The organism is Segatella copri DSM 18205, from assembly GCF_025151535.1.
GTDB classification, from domain to species: Bacteria; Bacteroidota; Bacteroidia; order Bacteroidales; family Bacteroidaceae; genus Prevotella; species Prevotella copri.
The window spans coordinates 44040-62500 of record NZ_CP102288.1 but is presented as its reverse complement, the minus strand read 5'-3'; the positions used below and the strand labels follow the sequence as shown (position 1 = coordinate 62500).

At 46.8% G+C, this 18461-nt stretch carries 12 protein-coding genes and 1 rRNA gene (1 of these 13 only partly in view); 7 read left to right on the top strand and 6 right to left on the bottom strand.

Annotated elements, in window-relative coordinates:
* Positions 1 to 913 (bottom strand): 16S ribosomal RNA (locus tag NQ544_RS00215); it reaches 619 nt to the left of the window's first position.
* A 541-nt stretch (positions 914 to 1454) separates the two neighbouring features.
* On the opposite strand from NQ544_RS00215, the gene NQ544_RS00210 reads away from it, so the two are divergent.
* Positions 1455 to 2120: a B3/B4 domain-containing protein gene (locus tag NQ544_RS00210; protein ID WP_006849177.1), complete on the top strand. Its 666-nt coding sequence runs from the start codon at positions 1455 to 1457 to the stop codon at positions 2118 to 2120.
* Between the two features lie 440 nt (positions 2121 to 2560).
* Here NQ544_RS00210 and NQ544_RS00205 read toward each other — a convergent pair whose 3' ends face one another.
* The 4 genes from NQ544_RS00205 to NQ544_RS00190 all read right to left on the bottom strand — a co-directional run bounded on the left by NQ544_RS00205 (position 2561) and on the right by NQ544_RS00190 (position 8536).
* Positions 2561 to 4141: a SusD/RagB family nutrient-binding outer membrane lipoprotein gene (locus NQ544_RS00205; protein ID WP_040553769.1), complete on the bottom strand. Its 1581-nt coding sequence runs from the start codon at positions 4139 to 4141 to the stop codon at positions 2561 to 2563.
* Between the two features lie 20 nt (positions 4142 to 4161).
* The gene (locus tag NQ544_RS00200; protein WP_006849174.1) at positions 4162 to 7098 is read right to left on the bottom strand and encodes a SusC/RagA family TonB-linked outer membrane protein; all 2937 of its coding nucleotides are present in this window, start codon (positions 7096 to 7098) and stop codon (positions 4162 to 4164) included.
* Complete coding sequence (locus tag NQ544_RS00195; RefSeq protein WP_006849173.1) at positions 7095 to 7361, bottom strand: carboxypeptidase-like regulatory domain-containing protein; 267 nt, start codon at positions 7359 to 7361, stop codon at positions 7095 to 7097. The genes NQ544_RS00200 and NQ544_RS00195 overlap by 4 nt, the downstream gene beginning before the upstream one ends.
* 383 nt (positions 7362 to 7744) lie before the next feature.
* On the bottom strand, positions 7745 to 8536 hold the full coding sequence (locus NQ544_RS00190; RefSeq protein WP_006849171.1) for a Cof-type HAD-IIB family hydrolase: 792 nt from the start codon (positions 8534 to 8536) through the stop codon (positions 7745 to 7747).
* A gap of 223 nt (positions 8537 to 8759) precedes the next feature.
* On the opposite strand from NQ544_RS00190, the gene NQ544_RS00185 reads away from it, so the two are divergent.
* The 5 genes from NQ544_RS00185 (at position 8760) to NQ544_RS00165 (ending at position 14778) form a co-directional block, all read left to right on the top strand.
* Entirely contained in the window at positions 8760 to 9659 is a 900-nt protein-coding gene (locus tag NQ544_RS00185; protein ID WP_006849170.1) for a FimB/Mfa2 family fimbrial subunit, read from the top strand.
* Between the two features lie 165 nt (positions 9660 to 9824).
* Positions 9825 to 11333 carry a TolC family protein gene (locus NQ544_RS00180; RefSeq protein WP_006849169.1) on the top strand — a complete coding sequence of 503 codons (1509 nt, stop codon included), beginning with the start codon at positions 9825 to 9827 and terminating at the stop codon, positions 11331 to 11333.
* A 33-nt stretch (positions 11334 to 11366) separates the two neighbouring features.
* Positions 11367 to 12350, top strand: a complete 984-nt coding sequence (locus tag NQ544_RS00175; RefSeq protein WP_006849168.1) for an HlyD family secretion protein — start codon at positions 11367 to 11369, stop codon at positions 12348 to 12350.
* A gap of 5 nt (positions 12351 to 12355) precedes the next feature.
* Positions 12356 to 13519: an ABC transporter permease gene (locus NQ544_RS00170; protein ID WP_006849167.1), complete on the top strand. Its 1164-nt coding sequence runs from the start codon at positions 12356 to 12358 to the stop codon at positions 13517 to 13519.
* Positions 13519 to 14778 carry an ABC transporter permease gene (locus NQ544_RS00165; RefSeq protein WP_006849166.1) on the top strand — a complete coding sequence of 420 codons (1260 nt, stop codon included), beginning with the start codon at positions 13519 to 13521 and terminating at the stop codon, positions 14776 to 14778. Before NQ544_RS00170 ends, NQ544_RS00165 begins: the two co-directional genes overlap by 1 nt.
* Positions 14779 to 14968: 190 nt before the next feature.
* Here NQ544_RS00165 and NQ544_RS00160 read toward each other — a convergent pair whose 3' ends face one another.
* The gene (locus NQ544_RS00160) at positions 14969 to 16069 is read right to left on the bottom strand and encodes an Mrp/NBP35 family ATP-binding protein (RefSeq protein WP_022120906.1); all 1101 of its coding nucleotides are present in this window, start codon (positions 16067 to 16069) and stop codon (positions 14969 to 14971) included.
* Between the two features lie 169 nt (positions 16070 to 16238).
* On the opposite strand from NQ544_RS00160, the gene NQ544_RS00155 reads away from it, so the two are divergent.
* A complete protein-coding gene (locus tag NQ544_RS00155; protein WP_006849164.1) occupies positions 16239 to 18371 on the top strand; it encodes a glycosyl hydrolase 115 family protein in 2133 nt (710 codons plus the stop codon).
* The last annotated feature ends 90 nt before the right edge of the window (positions 18372 to 18461 follow it).

Below are 18461 nucleotides of genomic sequence, written 5' to 3'. Positions count from 1 at the left end.
TTGAGTTTCACCGTTGCCGGCGTACTCCCCAGGTGGGATGCTTAATGCTTTCGCTTGGCCGCTGACCTGTTCAGACCAACAGCGGGCATCCATCGTTTACCGTGCGGACTACCAGGGTATCTAATCCTGTTCGATACCCGCACTTTCGAGCTTCAGCGTCAGTTGCGCTCCAGTGAGCTGCCTTCGCAATCGGAGTTCTTCGTGATATCTAAGCATTTCACCGCTACACCACGAATTCCGCCCACTTTGTGCGTACTCAAGGAAACCAGTTCGCGCTGCAGTGCAGACGTTGAGCGTCTACATTTCACAACACGCTTAATCTCCGGCCTACGCTCCCTTTAAACCCAATAAATCCGGATAACGCCCGGACCTTCCGTATTACCGCGGCTGCTGGCACGGAATTAGCCGGTCCTTATTCATAAGGTACATGCAAAAAGCCTCACGAGGCTCACTTTATTCCCTTATAAAAGCAGTTTACAACCCATAGGGCCGTCATCCTGCACGCTACTTGGCTGGTTCAGACTCTCGTCCATTGACCAATATTCCTCACTGCTGCCTCCCGTAGGAGTTTGGACCGTGTCTCAGTTCCAATGTGGGGGACCTTCCTCTCAGAACCCCTACTGATCGTCGCCTTGGTGGGCCGTTACCCCGCCAACAAGCTAATCAGACGCATCCCCATCCATCACCGATAAATCTTTAATCTCTTTCAGATGTCTTCTAGAGATATCATTGGGTATTAGTCTTACTTTCGCAAGGTTATCCCCAAGTGGTGGGCAGGTTGGATACGCGTTACTCACCCGTGCGCCGGTCGACGCCCATCAAAAGCAAGCTTTCGATGTCGTTTCCCCTCGACTTGCATGTGTTAAGCCTGTAGCTAGCGTTCATCCTGAGCCAGGATCAAACTCTCCATTGTAAAGTATCCTCTACATTTTTGTCACGACCCGGAAATAAAAGCAAGCTTTCATTTCTCTCGCTGCTCCAAAAATTGTAAAATATCATTTTTACTTTGCTATACCCGAAAGTCTAGCGAAGTGTTTGTTGTCTGTACTTAGGACGAATATCCTTTTCGTTTATTGAAGCTTAGTAAACCTGACTTGTCAATTGCTTGACGGTTCGTTTCTTTTACCCAGTCAACTTTCTTATTTCTAAGAAGTTAACCACTTCTTGTACTACTTGTCTGTTTATGTAAAATCTTTCAAAGAACTCTTTCTTTATTGCTTTGAGTAATGCTTGATTTCTCAAAAGCGAATGCAAAAGTACTAACTATTTTTCATTCCACCAAATCTTTTCGCAAAAAAGTTTCATTTTAGCCAAATATTTAACAGTTATAAACATTTAAGCTATTTTTACACCTTATTATATATATAAATAGACAGAACTTTTGGCTATTCCAATATTTCTTCGTACTTTTGCCCTATCAATCAGTTAGGTTTAACAGAAAACAGAAATTCATCATGAAAATTATTGTATCAGAAGAAATCGAATCGGTATGTCCCACCTTTGTGGGAGCATGCGTGGAAGCCAATGTGGTAAACACCCCTTATTGTCAGGAACTTTGGGATGAAATCAATGCCCTCGGTGAGAAATACAGACATACGCTGACCACGGAATCGCTGAAAGAGATGAGTGGAATTGCCGCCACCCGAAAGGTGTACCGTGCCTGCGGCAAGGATCCATCTCGCTACCGTCCTGCATCAGAAGCCCTCATCCGAAGAATGCTGCAGGGCAAGGAACTCTACCAGAGAGATACGCTGGTGGATTTGGTGAACCTGGCGAGCATTGCATACGGCTACAGCATCGGCGGATTTGATGCAGACAAGTTTGAAGGCGACACCCTGACCCTGGGCGTAGGCAAAGCCGGCGAACCATACGAGGGTATCGGCAGAGGCATGATTAATATAGAAGGTCTGCCTGTTTACAGAGACAATACAGGTGGTGTAGGAACCCCGACCAGCGACAACGAGCGAACCAAAATGAGTATTGACACCACCCATCTAGTGGTTCTCATCAACGGATATGACGGAGACGAACAGCACGTTCTCGAGAATGCCGAATACATTATCCAGCTTCTGAAGAAATATTGCCAGAGTGATGGAGGCAGCTACTTCATCTACAAATAAAGAGGATGTGTCATAAGTTTATGATTCACCCTCTTCTTGTCGTTGGTAAATATGGGTTATGTTGCGGAAAGAGATAGGATATGTTGTTGGAAGAGACAGGATAAGTTGTTGGAAGAGACAGGATAAGTTGTTGGAAGAGATAGGATATGTTGTTAAGACAGTCAGTATCTTCGGTCGCACAACAGCTGTTGTGCGCTTGCATAACAGCTGATATGCGCATGCACAACACCTGTTGTGCATGCGGTAGTCAACTGTTATGCACCAACTATTATCCAGATTTATGACACACCCTCATTAACCAAGAAATCTTTCTTATAAATTAAAAAAGGGGACTGGCCACCGCCAGTCCCCAAGACGAGAGAGATATAAGTGTTGACGTGGTCAACAACGAGGCAAATCACTTTGCCTTATATCTTTATTATCATTTTACCTAATATTCCTTACTTATTGGCAGGATGATCGTAGGCTGAAGTTCGTACATCCCAGAACATTTTACTATAATAGTTGTTTGTTCCGTCGGTCAACTTCTTCACAGCTTCATTCCAGTTGGCACCATTCAATGTACTCTCATTGGTAGGATATTTCACACGGGAAATAATCATGCCTTTCACTTCGCTCAATGGTTCAAACTTCACATTATTGCCATTGTAAACGGCTGTGATTTCACCTGGACGAAGCAACTGGTTTGGATAACCCGTACGACGAACTTCTGTCCAAGCCTCAGTACCATTAGTAAAGAGGTCGATGTACTTCTGGATAGCACATGTTTCAGCATCTACGTTTGTAGATACCGCATCAACATAAGCATTCACATCAGCATCAGAAATAGACTGACCGGCCAAATCATACCAATATTCAATAGATGCCTTCACACCTTCCTTGTAATCCTCAGCGTCATAGCCATTGTACTCGCATAGGATGAACTTCAACTCAGCATAAGTCATCAATGGCACAGCGTAAGTCTTGGTCAAGACTAAAGGCTGACCAGTAGACCAGTTAGGAGATGTAGCACGGAACTTATCCTGAGTACCTGTAGGACAAGCGTATGGAATACCATCGTATGTGCCCTGAGGATTCTTGTTGGTATAGATAGAGATACGTGGATCAACAGTACCCTCCCAAGGATGGCTCTTGCCATTCAAATCATCTTTCTTACCCAACATCAGCTTGGTAAGCACATTGGTGATGGTGAAGTCGTTACGGCCATCAATATAGCAGCCCTCATAGAACTTACAATAGTCAGAGCCTGAAGAGGCGTAAGTAAACTTAGCCGCATCATCATTGCTCTCCATCACACCACTGGCTACTGCCTCAGCGATATACTGCTTCCAGTTGGAATCTACCTTAGACATGTGGATAGCCAGGCGGCACTTCAAAGAGTTACCAAACTTCTTCCACTTAGAAGCATCACCACCGAAGATAACATCACCTGAAGTGAAGGCACTCCGATTCTCATCAATCATACCTACAGCCTCATCCAACTCAGAAATCATACTAGCATAGATATCCTTCTGGTCATCATACTTGCAATAGAGAACACCCTTATCTTCCAGCTGTGCGATGTCTGAGTAAGGAACATTACCCCATGTATCAGTGATGACATCCATCAACCACACCTTCATGATCTTGGCAGCAGCAATCTGGTTGCAGTTGGCACCGTAAACTGAAGCAGCATTCTTGGTAGCCTCATCGGTATTCATCTTGATAACCTTATCAAAATTAGCCAATCCCATATAGAGGTAGTTGAAATAGTTGTTGTTTACAGACTCACGAATCTGATAACGGTCCTCCTCTGTATAGTTGCGCTGGGTCCACTGCTGAGAGTAAGCTAGACACTGGCGACCGCTGAACCAGTTGTCGTAGATATTGTCCATGGTCCACTTCTCTGCACCTTCCATCAGCATGTTAGAAGGAACATTGCCCGGAGCGTTTGGATTCTCGTTGAGAGAATCCAGATCATCACAAGATGCCATAGGTAAACAAGCCGCTCCTATCAATATATATTTTAAAATCTTCTTCATAACTTTTTCCATCTTAAAAATTAGAACTTCAAACTCACACCAAAGCCATAGTTGGCAACCATTGGAGTGGCACCGCCCTCAATACCCTGAACGTTACCAGAACTGGTGACAATCATTTCAGGATCGAAGTGCTTGCAGTCTGGTCCCCATACGCCGAGATTACGACCGTATGCAGAAAGACGCAATGACTTGACAAACCAAGAAGGGTTCAACTTGAAGGTATAGCCTACATTGATTTCACGAAGTTTGATATAATCGCTCTTCAATACACTCTGAGCTGCAGGACCATTATAATAGTTCTCGTAGTAATCACGAGCACTTACCTTCATGGTGTTAGGTTCATTTGTACCATAAACCACACCTTCTGAGATGATACCATTCTCACGAACGCCATTGGCTGCAGTCTCCTCCATCATACCACAGTAGTTACCCCAAAGAGTTGTGGTAGAGAAGAACTGACCACCCTTGGAGAAGTCGAACTGGATGCTGGCATCGAAGCCCTTATAGCGGAATGAGTTGACCCAACCCCCCGTGAAATCTGGATAGATATGACCAATCACTTCGTTACCATCAGTAGCCATATAGAGACCAGTCTCTGGATTTACGCATTTGTTGCCATTTTCATCGTACACGAAATTGGTACCCATGATGATACCATATTCCTCACCTACCTTGGCACCTACCTCAGCCATGAATGGAGCAGAAGCAATCTTATAATAATCCACACCATCAGCAAGGCTCTTTACCTTATTTTTGTTAGATGCGATGGTGAACGATGTATTCCACTCGAAATCCCGGGTCTTGACAGGAGTTGCGTGAACGGCAACCTCAATACCCTTGTTCTCGATTTCACCAGAATTGATCATCTTGTAGATGTAACCGGTGGTACCAGATACTGACAAAGGAAGAATCTCATCCTTGGTATTTGTCTGATAGTAAGTTACATCGAATCCCAGACGGTTGTCGAAGAAAGCCATCTCGAGACCCAACTCGTAAGATGTGGTTGACTCAGGCTTCAAATCGGCATTGTTCAATGTATTTGGCAAGCGATAACCTGGAGTAGAGGAATCGATGTTGGTATATTGGGTATAAGTACTCAGCACCTGATATGGATCGGTATCGTTACCTACCTTTGCAAAACCGAGACGTACCTTACCATATGTCAGCCAAGGAGCCTTGTTCTTCAGGAGTTCCGAGAACAACCAGCTACCGGTGACAGATGGATAGACATATGTATTGTTGCTTGATGGAAGAGAAGAAGATTTATCACCACGAAGAGTAGCCTCCAAGTAGAGCATGTTCTTCCAACCCAAAGTAATATCACCAAACAGAGAGTTAATTCCCTTTACTCGCTTATAGTTATAAGCCTTGGCTGCCTGCAAGGAGTTAGCCAGGTTATAGTATTCAGGAATAGCCAAACCACCCTGTGTCTCACCATACACATACTCATAGTGATTACGCATGATGTTGGCACCCACATTGGCGCTGATGCTGTAATCGCCGAATGCCTGGTTATACATCAGCAGGAACTCATGGTTCAACTCATACTGCTGACGGGAGATTTCCTTATACTTAGACAATTCCTGAGAGTAAACGGCATTGCGCTCATACTGCTTGTCAACCCAGAAATCAAGGTTTGCCTTATACTGGAACTTGAGCTGTGGGATAATCTGATAGCTGAAGCCCACATTACCATATACACGGTTACGGCTATCATTCTCGTAGTTCATGTAGCGGCTCCAGTATGGGTTATTGTGGAACTGGATAGCAGTATCATCAATACCACCAATGTTCCATGAAGCCTGGCTTCCATCAGGGTTCTTATAGAGAGACTCCAATTCGTTCATGTTCAACTGGCGCTGTCCCCACTGCGTGAACTTCACCATGATGTTGTTGTCACCATAACCAGTATCCTGACGACCCTTGGTACGGTTGTTGAAGTAGTTGACACTGGTGAACACATTCAACTTCTTGTCTGGCGACATGATATTGCCCGTAACATTCAAGGCATTCTTATACTGGCTGCTGTTTGGCAGATAACCTGTCAAAGAAGTATTGGTATAGGAAATACGGAACGAACTGTTGTCATAAGACTGAGACACAGCGATATTATTGGTGTAAGAAACACCAGTTTTGAAGAAGTCGCGATAATCTGAAGAAGCAGGGCTCCAGGCAGATGTAGTAGGATCGCCTACAGAACCGTTATTCTTCCATGTAAGAAAGTCGTACCATGAAAGCACCTGGCGGCCATCCAATTTAGGACCCCAGCTTTCATCCATACCATAGTCTGGAATCAGATATTCCTTGCCATTGATAGTGGCAGTACCCATATCATCACCATCGGTGCCATAAGCATAATCGCCAGCATAACCATAACCGCCACCATACTGACTCTGAAGCTTAGGCAGTTTGGTTACAGTTTCAAAGCCAACAGAAGAGCTGAACTCCACCCCGAGTCCTGCAGCCTTCTTGGCACGCTTGGTAGTAATCATGATAACACCATTAGAGGCACGGCTACCATAAAGAGCAGTAGCAGAAGCACCCTTCAACACGCTGATGTTCTCTACATCATCAGGGTTGATATCCTGAATCAAGTTACCGTAATCGTAACCACCACCACCACGCTGAGTCTCGGTAGAGTTATTGTCGCCACCCTCGATAGGCACACCGTCAACAACGAACAGCGGCTGGTTGCTGCCAGAAAGCGAGTTAGCACCACGAAGCAAGACCTTAGAAGATCCGCCCATGCTACCGGCACTAGAAGAGATGGTCAAACCCGCAACCTTACCCTGCAGAGCATTGACAGGGTTGCTGAGTCCACCACGTGATTTCAGCATCTCATCGCCTTTCAGCTCGGTTACAGCATAACCCAAAGCCTTCTTTTGGCGAGAAACACCCAAGGCTGTGACAACCACATCATTCAATGTATTGTCCTCGCCTTCCAACACAATTTTCATTTTGATTTAGCAACCACCTTTTGAGATTTCATTCCCAAATAAGAGATTACCAACTTGGCATTTCCACTAGGAGCTACCAAAGAAAAGTTTCCATCAACATCTGTTACAGTACCCGTCTTGGTACCTTCAATCTTGATAGATGCGCCAATAACCGGTTCACCGTCTTCCTGAGAAACAACCTTACCTGTAACAGTAGTTTGAGCGAGGGCTATTCCTGTTGAAAGAATAAGCCCCCCCATGAGCATGGTCAATCTTTTTACCATAATTCTCTCTCTTAAAAATTAAACAACTTACAAATATCGGATGCAAAGATACATACTTTTTGCAAATTAAACAAATTTTTAGTAAACAATTTGATACAAAATACCAACTTTATGGTACTTTATGTATATTTTTCGTATATTTTATTACTTTTCGTAAGCACTTTTGATATTTATCCCCACAAAAAGTAAATAACGAGAAGAAACTGGGTACAAAAGGGAGGTTTTAAAAACAGAAAGGCAAACACGCCATTTATTACAATAAATAACATGTTTGCCTTTATTATTTTATAAAAATGAAACTCGCCTATCAAAAAGGCTTCATCAGGATTACACCTTATTATATATAGGGTGTTATGAAAAAAAAAGTCAATAACGCCGGGAATTTAAATCACGCCAAAATAGAGGAGCGCATTCTTAACACCATCTTCATCCACATGAGTCGTAATGAAATCGGCTACCTGCTTGAGATTATCTCCCGCATTGCCCATCGCAACACCGGTGCCTGCCTCCCGGACGATGGAAATATCATTGCCGCCATCGCCGAAAGCCATGGTTTCTTCTATGTTCAAACCCAGATAATCAGCCATTGCATGCATGCCCTTGCCCTTATCAGCATCGGCTGCCGTAATATCCGTAAAGGCAGGATGCCATCTGCCCGATGTGCAGTTGCGGAGCGTAGGCATCAGGAGCGTCTCCTGCTCTACCGAACAGAAAGGAGTAACCTGCAGAACCTGCTCATCTCCCAGTTCATTCACATCGGTCAGGAAGATTTCGCAATCCACCCCCAATCCCTTGGCAAAGATTTCATAAACCTCGTCAGTATAATGATGGATAGCGAGATGATGCTCTCCTACGACGATTGCCGGATAATCATCACGGTCGGCTGCCTCGATAATCTTCTTTACATCTTCAGGAAGGATGGCATGCTGGCTCACCACCTTATCGCCTACAAAACAGCAGGCTCCATTGGTGGTGATGTAACCGTCGATGAGATGTTCTATCTGACCGAGATTGTTGATGATGAGTTGCGGACGACCGGTAGAAATATACACCTCTACCCCATTTTTCTTAGCCTGCTCCAAGGCATCTACCGTGCTCTGCGGAATCTTGTGGGTCTTGAAACTCACCAGGGTGCCGTCAATATCAAAAAACAATGCTTTTATCTTCTTATCCATACCAATATCTTCTATACCTTAATTATATATATAATGCAAAATCGGCTCTGTAAGTACAGAAAAACCGATGCAAAAATACGAAAAAACAGAAAAATGACAAAAAATATAAAGATTTATTAGATTTTACTTGCATCGAAAAGAGAAAAAACGTATATTTGCCACATCTTTATGCCCGAGGAAACTCCGAGATAACGCATAGAGCAACTAGTAAATAAGAACGGTTATGAGTAAGAAGACCTATCGGTTACTGGCATCCCTGTTGCTGATGCTCGTAGCGACGCTTACTTCATGCGAGAAGTTTTCGATTGACGAAACAACCGGAAAATCACGTGAGGCAAACGCCAATGTAACTATCCATGTGCAGAAAATAGAAGGCACAAGTCTGCTGACAACCAAAGCTGCCGACAAGCAGATGGCGCTGAGCGATGTGTGCTCCAGACTGACACTTGCCATCTTTGACGGAGAGGAGAAACTGGAGACGGTGAACCAGCTTTCAACAGACAATGGCTTCGGAACAGCCTATGTAAGTCTGGACGAAGGAGAATACCGGCTGGTGGTGATTGCCCATAACGGAAAGGGAAACTGCTCTATCAGCGCACCCGAGAAGGTGAAGTTTGCAAGCAACAAACTTACCGACACCTTTTATTATTACGGCAGGTTGAGCGTAAACGAAGAGGGCGCCACCTCCGACATCAACCTGAGGCGAGCGGTTGGTGCCTTCAAGTTACATATTACCGACGAAACCATTCCCGAAGAAATCAGGAGCATCAAGTTCTATTATACCGGCGGCAGCAGCACCCTGGATGCAACCACCGGATTCGGCTGCGTGAACAGCCGTCAGACCGAGAATTTCAGTATGGAAGATGGCGGCAGAGACTTTACCGTCTACACCTTCCCACATGAAGAAGAGAAGAACATCAAGATGAGTATCAGCTTTCTGGATGCCGATGCAAAGGTGGTAAAGAGTTTTGAAAAAGCCGATTTGAAAATCCATCAGAACCATACAGCCTATACCGAGATTTCCATTGCTGACGGATTCGGTGGCGGAGACGACAGTACGGGTGGTGGAATAGGCATTACCGTAGACCCTACCTGGGGCGAGACAGAACGGGTGAATTTCTAAGAAACAGACGATTAAGGGATTACGGAAAACCAGAAGGTATGTTCTATTTTTCCACAATGCAATATATTTTTTGATTCTTAAAGATTTGATAAACAAAATTTCTTTGTCATTTAAGAATAATTCCATAATTTTGCATCTAATATTATATAATATTATAAACAAAGGATGAAAAAATATATAACTCTTATCATGCTGATGGGAGCATTGATTCCTGTCGGGGCTCAGGCACAAACGCTGAGCCTTGACAGTTGCCGTGCCATGGCGCTGCGCAACAACAAGCAGCTCAATGCCTCGAAGCTCAAGAAAGACGTGGCGTACAACATGAAGAAATCGGCACGTACCAAATATCTTCCTAAAGTAGATGCTTTAGGCGGTTACGAATGGTTCAGCAGGGAGATTTCGCTGCTGAACGACGGTCAGAAATCAACATTCAGCAATATCGGCTCTACCGTTACCGGAGGCATATCGGGAGGAGCCAGCAATCTGTTGAGCCAACTTGTAAGTCAGGGAATGATTACCCCGGAGATAGCGCAGCAGATAGGCGGACTGATGAATGAGAGACTGGGACCCCTGCAGCAGCAAGGCAATGCGCTGGGAGAGAAAGTGGTAGATGCTTTCCGCACCGACACCCGCAATATCTGGGCAGGAAGCGTGATGGTTCGCCAACCTATCTATATGGGTGGAGCCATCATTGCAGCCAACAAGATTGCAGACATCGGAGAGCAGATTGCCGAGAATGATCTCGACCAGCAGACCCAGAGCACGCTCTACAGCATAGACCAGGCTTACTGGCTCGCCGTTTCGCTGAAGCAGAAGCAGAAACTCGCCATCAGTTACCGCGACCTCGTAAAGAAACTGAACGAGGATGTTCATAAGATGATTCAGCAGGGAGTAGCCACCAAGGCAGACGGACTGAAGGTAGACGTGAAAGTGAACGAGGCTGAGATGCAGATTACCCAGGCAGAAGACGGACTCGCTCTGTCGAAGATGCTGCTCTGCCAGCTCTGCGGCATTCCGATGAACCAGGAAATCACACTTGCCGATGAAGATAAGGAAACCCTGGCTTTATCAGGAACTCCTGTTGACACCGAGCAGCAGAAAGTGGCAGCACAGGATTCGGCACTGAACACCCGTCCGGAGCTCCGCATGCTGCAGAATGCGCTCGACATCTCTAAAGCAGCTACCAATATGGTTCGCGCCATCAATCTGCCTCACGTCATGCTGACAGGCGGCTACATGATTTCGAACCCGAACGTATTCAATGGTTTCCAGAAGAAGTTTACCGGAGTCTGGAACGTAGGCGTGATGGTTCATGTTCCAGTATGGAACTGGTTCGACGGCGCCTACAAGGTGAGAGCCGCCAAGGCTGCCAGCAATATCGCCCAGATGAACCTGGATGATACGAGAGAGAAGATTCATCTGCAGATTACCCAAAGCCAGTTTAAGGTAAAGGAAGCCCAGAAGAAGCTCAACATGGCAATGAAGAACATCGCCAGTGCAGATGAGAACCTGAGATGCGCCAACCTCGGTTTCAAGGAAGGCGTGATGGAGGTTACCGACGTGATGGCTGCACAGACTGCCTGGCAGAAAGCACAGAGCCAGAAGATTGATGCAGAAATCGACGTGAAGCTGACTCAGGTTGGGCTGAACAAGGCGCTCGGTATCCTGCAGTAATAATAATAACAAATTTAAATTCAGATTAAGCAAATGTCTAAGAAATCACAGCATAACAACATATTGCTCGCTGTAATCGGTTTTACAGCAGTAGTCATTCTCGTAGGCGTCATCGGTTTCTTCACTTTGGAACAGAAGGATGACACCATTCAGGGCGAGGTAGAAGTATCAGAATACAGAGTATCCTGCAAACTGCCAGGACGCGTGGTAGAACTCCGCGTTCAGGAAGGCGATTACGTTCATGTGGGCGATACGCTCGCCATCCTCGAAGTGCCGGAAATGAAATCGCAGGAACAGATGCTCCAGGCTACCAACGCTGCAGCCGAGGCGATGAAGGACCTGACAGATGCAGGTGCACGCAAGGAGCAGATTCAGGGCGCTTACCAGTTGGTCCAGCAGGCTGAAGCTGCCGCAACCATAGCCAAGAAGACCTACGACCGCATGCAGAACCTCTTCAACGAGGGTGTAATCAGCGGTCAGAAACGCGATGAGGCTTACGCAGCCTACAAGGCTACAGAGGCTCAGGTGGCTGCTGCCAGAAGTCAGTACGATATGGCGAAGAATGGCGCCCGCGAACAGGAGAAGCGCATGGCTGCCAACAACACCCAGGCTTCGAAGAGCGCTGTGGATGTAGTGAAGAATCTTCTGAAAGAGACCGTTCAGATTGCCCAGTGCGAGGGCGAGGTTAGCAATGTCTATCCTAAGGTAGGCGAGCTGGTAGGCCTCGGCTCTCCTATCATGAGCATCTCTATCATGAGCGATATGTGGGGAACCTTCAATGTTCGCGAAGACCATCTCAAGGGTCTGAACAAGGGCGATGAGTTCACCGCATACGTTCCTGCCTTCAACAAGGACATCAAGATGAAGGTTTACTACCTGAAAGACCAGGGCTCTTACGCTACCTGGAAGGCAACCAAGGATAATGGCGACTACGACCGCAAGACATTCGAGGTGAAGGCCCGTCCTGTCACAAAGATTGAGGGATTGCGCCCGGGAATGTCACTCATCATTAAATAACATCTATGTTTAAGAAATTATATCATATAGCCCTCAGAGAATGCGGCATCATGTGGAAGAATCCCATTTATCTCTTCTGCATGGTCATCTTCCCCATCGTGGTGGTGATTTTCTTCACCACGCTGATGAAGGGAGGAGTGCCTACCGACATGCCTGTGGGCATAGTAGATCAGGACAACTCCGCCACATCGCGCCAGCTGGTGCATAAGCTTGATGCCTTCCAGACTACCAAGGTAGTGGCTCATTACGAGAACATGACAGAGGCAAGACATGCTATCCAGAAGAACGAAATCTACGCTTTTCTGCTGATTCCTGACGGAACGGAGGCAGGCCTGATGGCCCAGAAGCAGCCTAAGATTTCATTCTATTACAGCAGCGTATCGCTGGCAGCCGGCTCCCTGCTCTTCCGCGATCTGAAAACCATCTCTACCCTGGGAGGTGCGGCGGCAGGAATGGCGAAACTTTCGGCGCTGGGAAAGACGAACGATGAAATCATGACCTTCCTGCAGCCTATCGTCGTAGATCTGCACATGATAGGTAACCCATACGCCAACTACAACTATTATCTTTCGAGCGTAATGGTGCCGGGACTCATCATGCTGTTCATCTTCCTGATTACACCTTATTCTATAGGTACGGAACTGAAGTTCAACCGGGCAAGAGACTGGATGCGGATGGCAGGCAACAATCCTTATCTCGCCATTGCAGGTAAGATGCTGCCACAGACACTCATCTTCCTGAGTATCTTCCTGCTGTTCGAATTCTACATCTATTATGTATTACAGTTTCCACATCCGGGCGGCGCGCTGCCTATCATCCTGTTAGGCGTTCTGAGCGTACTCTCCTGCCAGTGTTTCGGCATCTTTACCTTCGGACTGATGCCTTCATTGCGCATGTCGATGAGTATCTGTTCGTTGTGGGGCGTGGTGAGTTTCTCCATCTGCGGAGCCACCTATCCGCTCTTCTCGATGGATTCACCGATCCAGGCTATCGGCCAGCTTTTCCCGATGCGTCACTATTATATGATTTACCAGATAAACATCTTCAATGGTTTCCCTATGGGCGATGCTGTGCTCCACTGGGGCGCAATGGTGCTGTTCTGCGCCCTGCCTATGCTCACTGTCTGGAACATCAAGAAGGCAATGCTGGTATATAAATACTTACCGTAATGAAGAAAAGTAATTTATTATATAAGATTATCAATGGCATCTGGGACATGTGCTATATCTGGAAGACGGAAATGCGCAATGTTTTCCGCGATGAGGGTGTGCTCATTTTCTGCATTCTGGTGCCGCTGGGTTATCCGCTGCTCTACTCGTGGATTTACAACAACGAGGTGGTGAGAGAAGTGGATACGGCGATTGTGGACCTAAGCCACAGTCACAGTTCTCGCGAGTTTATCCGCGATTATGATGCTTCACCAGACGCCAAGGCTACCTATTACTGCAACAGTCTGGACGAGGCGAAGGAACTGGTGCGCAGACAGGCGGTTCACGGAATCCTTTACTTCCCTGCCGACTTCGATACGAAGCTGAACCGGGGCGAACAGGCGCATGTGGGAGTTTACTGCGATATGAGTCTGATGCTGACCTATAAAGCGATTTATCAGACCTCGCAGGCCGTAGCCAGCCACATCAACTCGAGCATCCAGATAACACAGGCTGGAGGATTTACGGATAGAGACGATGAGATTACCACCGAGCCGCTCGCCTTTGATGAGGTTCCGATATTCAACACGACAGGAGGTTACGGAAATGCCATTCTGCCGGCTGTGCTGGTTCTTATCCTGCAGCAGACGATGCTGCTGGGCATAGGAATGGCAGCGGGAACATCAAGAGAACTCAACAGAAGCCGCGAACTCATACCGGTAAGCGAGCATTATGGCGGTATTTTCCGCATTGTTTTCGGCAAGGCATTGGTTTATTTCATGATTTATGCCGTGATGGGAATGTATCTTACGCTGGTAGTTCCCAAGCTGTTCAGTTTTGTAAGTATGGTAACGTGGACCACCATTCTCGGTTTCCTCCTTCCTTACATTCTTTCGTGCGTTTTCTTCGGTCTGATGCTGTCGTGTCTGGTAAGATATCGTGAAAATGTGATGCTTCTGGTGGTATTTACCTCCGTTCCGTTGCTTTTTATGACGGGAGTTTCATGGCCATTGAGCAATATTCCAGGCTTTTGGCAAGGATTTTCGTGGGTTTTCCCATCCACTTTCGGCATCCGTGGGTTCCTCAGAATCAGCAGTATGGGTGCTTCGCTTTCAGATATTCTGCCGGAATTCAGAGCACTCTGGATTCAGACCGGTATCTATTTTCTCGCTACCTGCCTGGTTTTCAGGCAGCAACTGAGATCGGCAAGACTCAAGGTAAACCTTACTGCCGAAGTAGCAGAAGAAGAGGATGAGGCGGAAGAAATAGTTGATAGTTAAGAGTTTAGAGTTAAAAGTTTATAGCAATCTTGCTAACGGCTAAGCCTATAAATTATAAACTTTCAACTATAAACTATAAAAAATGGGCTGTTAACTGTTAACCTGTTAACTCCTCTGATAAAAAAAAGCTAGGACTGCTTGAGGGCAATCCTAGCTTTTTATTTTATACCCTTATCAAATAGGATATTTACTACTTGTGTGTACTAACAATCTTGGTTGGAGCCTTCTCGGCATTTCTGCGGTTCACCACCGTTACTACGCTTTGGGCAAGGCTAAGGAATGCCTGACCGGTAATGGAATCAACCTTGGTAGCAGCAGGCGCACCATCATCACCACCCTCGCAGATGCTCTGAACGATAGGAATCTGGGCGAGCAGAGGCACATTCATTTCCTTGGCGAGGTTCTTGCAACCCTCCTTACCAAAGATATAATACTTGTTCTCAGGCAGCTCGGCAGGCGTAAAGTAAGCCATGTTCTCGATTAGTCCGAGGATAGGCACATTCACCTTATCATTCTGATACATGTCAATACCCTTTCTCGCATCGGCAAGCGCCACCTGCTGAGGCGTACTTACGATAACTGCACCCGTAATGGAAAGCGTCTGGAGCAGCGTAAGATGAATATCGCTTGTGCCAGGAGGCGTATCGAGGATAAAGTAATCCAACTCACCCCAGTCAGCATCAGCAATCAGCTGCTTCAGGGCAGAACAAGCCATTCCACCGCGCCACAGAGTAGCAGTAGTAGGACTTACGAAGAAACCGATACTCAGGAGCTTCACGCCATATTTCTCGACAGGTTCGATGAGGTCTCTGCCGTCCTTGTGAACAGAATAAGGACGCTCCTCCTCCACACCGAACATCTTAGGCATGGAAGGACCGAAGATATCCGTATCGAGCAAACCCACCTTGTAGCCCAACTTAGCCAGGGCGATAGCGAGATTGGCAGAAACGGTGCTCTTGCCTACTCCACCCTTACCAGAGCTTACAGCAATGACGTTCTTCACCTGTGGCAGCATCTTGCCCACCTCAGGACGAGGAGCCGACTTGAACTCAGTAACGATTTCCACCTCTACATCTTTCGAAATATGATAATGGATGGCAGCCTCGGCCGCCTTCACCGTACTCTTGAGGAAAGGATCCGTATCACGAGGAAAGAGAAGAACCACCTTCACCTTCATACCATTGATGCTAGGCGTATCTGCCAGCATCTCGCTCTCTATGAGGTTCTTCTTGGTGCCTGGATAAATCACCGTAGCAAGCGCCTCTTCAATCAATTTTGGATATAATGTCATCATTTCTTTTTATTTATTTGGTGCAAAAGTAACAATAAATAATGTAATAAGCAAATAAAAACTAAATAATTTCAGATATTAAACACTTTTATGTATCTTTGCAAAATGCAGAAATGTGTAGTTTCAGCAAAAGCGAATCTACAACCGAACAGACAAAAACGGAAGAAAAATGAAATATAAAAAGATTATATTAGGCGTAGCCTTGGCTCTGGCCTGCTTCTCTAGCCTGAATGCCAACGCGCTGACCGAAACCAAAGTGAAGAAGACGGAAACTCAGACCGCAGCACCCAACGTTTACTGGACCGACGGCTACGGAAGAGTATCTTATACCACCAACTCTATCATTTCGCCGGTAGTAAAAATTGCCCTCAAGGAGTTTGCGGGCGATATGAAAGCCGTAACCGGATTCGATGCGAAAGAAAAATCAGGTGCTCCGATACAGATTTACCAGCTCGACCAGCTCACCAACAAGGAGTTTTCGGCAGTAGAAAAACTCGGTGCGCCGCTGCATCTTATTATCACCGCAAAGGATGCTTTCTACATAGGTACGAGGAAAGGGAAACTCATCGTTATCGGAAGCAACGCCCGCGGAACGGCTTACGCCATCATGAAACTCTCTGAGCTGGCTGGCGTTTCGCCTCTGGCGGCATGGAACGACCTGCAGCCTGCTCAGCGCAAGAGCCTCTATACACCTGTAGACCAGCAGTGGATAGAGGTTCCGAGAATAGAATTCAGAGGACTTGCCCTGAACAACAGCCAGTGGATGAAACCGCAGAACTACAGCCGCATCGCCCGATTGATGCTGCGCCTGAGAGCCAATACGCTGTGGCAGGTAGACGGCAGACACGAGGCTGCTTACAACAAGGCTGTGGTAGACAGTTTCGATATCTGCGTGGCGGAAAACTACAAGGTGACGGAGTTCGTGGGCAAGAAGCACAAGAAGAAACACCGCAAAACCATCGAGAATGTGAAGCTGGTATGCTCGGATGCACAGATGGAGATGAGCAACCTCTCGCCGGGCCTGCTGCTCGAAATGCTCAACAGCAAGGATTATCTGGAGAGCAAGAATGCCCAGCACGGCAAATCGCACCGCTCTGCCGCTCACAACGACGAAGACTGTGCCTGGATAGCCAACATTACCAATCCGAAGCAGTCAACCTTCCAGCTAGCCATGATGATGAACCTGGCGTGGAATAAAAACGCCCTGAAAGCAGGTTGCAAGACGTATATCCAGAACACTCTCAACGCATTCTTTGGCGCCATTACAGGCAAGAAAATCATGCCTCTGATGGAAGAATATTACCGCCTTACCAGCATCCGCCATTCCGCTTATATGGCGATGCCTTACGGCGATACTGAGTTTCATTCAGGCGAATTCGGCAACGAACTGGAGCGTTTCCTCTACCGCTACGATCTGCTGAAGGCGAAGACTGAATCCATCGAACGCATGCTGCCTCAGAACCAGAAAGACGGTTTCTTCGAGGTAGTGAAATATCCGATATTCCTAGCTGCCTTCGTAGCCGAAAAGGAGCTGGAGGCACAGGAAGCAAGACACATCGCCCGTCCGGGGCTGTTTAATAAAGACGATGAGGCAAAGGCTGCAGCGGCTGTGAGCATCGATGCTTACAACAAACTGAAGCAGCTCAATGCCTACTACAGTCGCATCAGAAACGGCAAATGGAAGAATTTCATCCTTACCAACGGTACAGAGATGCAGGCTCCGCAGATTCCGGGCACACTGCCTGCTGCCGACATCAAGCGGCTGAAAGCAGATGCCTTCGACCGCAGCAACGATCTCAAGCCGCTCTCTGTAGTTATCGGTGACATCATTGCCAAGAATGCCTACGAATGGAGCAAGGCTACCGAATCGCCGCTTGCCCAGGCTGCCGTAAAAGGAGCCGAGAAGATTACCGTCCGTCCGCTGTTAGGTCACAGCAGCAAGGCTGTGAAATTGCCGAAGGGAGCCAGTCTGAGCTATGATTTCTACTGCGACAAGAGCGGTGATGCGCGTTTCACCATCGCCGTTATTCCTTGCTTCCTCAACGCTGTAAAGAACATGAGGGTGAGTGTGAGCATAGACCGTGGCGAACCGGTAATCTGCCAGCTGAAGGAGGTTTACAACTCAAAGGACTGGAAGTTTGACCTGTGGCGCGGACAGACGCTGAAGAGCTTCTACGTTACGCTGCCTGGCGGCAGTCACAACGTAACCATCAAGGCTTTAGACGATAATGTGATGATTGACCAGTGGGTTCTGGATTACGATGTAGACAGAGAATATTACGTATTCCCCGTTGCAAAATAAGAGGCTTTTCTGCATTTTTCAGGCTTAAATGAAGACTGAGAAGAGGCTTAAATGATGACGGGGCTGTGGCATAAATGATGCCGGGGCAGA

Excerpts from the sequence above, each read along its gene's own strand:
- NQ544_RS00185 (WP_006849170.1), top strand. The coding sequence starts at position 8,760 with ATGAGTAAGAAGACCTATCGGTTACTGGCATCCCTGTTGCTGATGCTC.
- NQ544_RS00175 (WP_006849168.1), top strand. The coding sequence starts at position 11,367 with ATGTCTAAGAAATCACAGCATAACAACATATTGCTCGCTGTAATCGGT.
- NQ544_RS00180 (WP_006849169.1), top strand. The coding sequence starts at position 9,825 with ATGAAAAAATATATAACTCTTATCATGCTGATGGGAGCATTGATTCCT.
- NQ544_RS00205 (WP_040553769.1), bottom strand. The coding sequence starts at position 4,141 with ATGAAGAAGATTTTAAAATATATATTGATAGGAGCGGCTTGTTTACCT.
- NQ544_RS00200 (WP_006849174.1), bottom strand. The coding sequence starts at position 7,098 with ATGAAAATTGTGTTGGAAGGCGAGGACAATACATTGAATGATGTGGTT.
- NQ544_RS00195 (WP_006849173.1), bottom strand. The coding sequence starts at position 7,361 with ATGGTAAAAAGATTGACCATGCTCATGGGGGGGCTTATTCTTTCAACA.
- NQ544_RS00155 (WP_006849164.1), top strand. The coding sequence starts at position 16,239 with ATGAAATATAAAAAGATTATATTAGGCGTAGCCTTGGCTCTGGCCTGC.
- NQ544_RS00210 (WP_006849177.1), top strand. The coding sequence starts at position 1,455 with ATGAAAATTATTGTATCAGAAGAAATCGAATCGGTATGTCCCACCTTT.
- NQ544_RS00170 (WP_006849167.1), top strand. The coding sequence starts at position 12,356 with ATGTTTAAGAAATTATATCATATAGCCCTCAGAGAATGCGGCATCATG.
- NQ544_RS00190 (WP_006849171.1), bottom strand. The coding sequence starts at position 8,536 with ATGGATAAGAAGATAAAAGCATTGTTTTTTGATATTGACGGCACCCTG.
- NQ544_RS00160 (WP_022120906.1), bottom strand. The coding sequence starts at position 16,069 with ATGACATTATATCCAAAATTGATTGAAGAGGCGCTTGCTACGGTGATT.
- NQ544_RS00165 (WP_006849166.1), top strand. The coding sequence starts at position 13,519 with ATGAAGAAAAGTAATTTATTATATAAGATTATCAATGGCATCTGGGAC.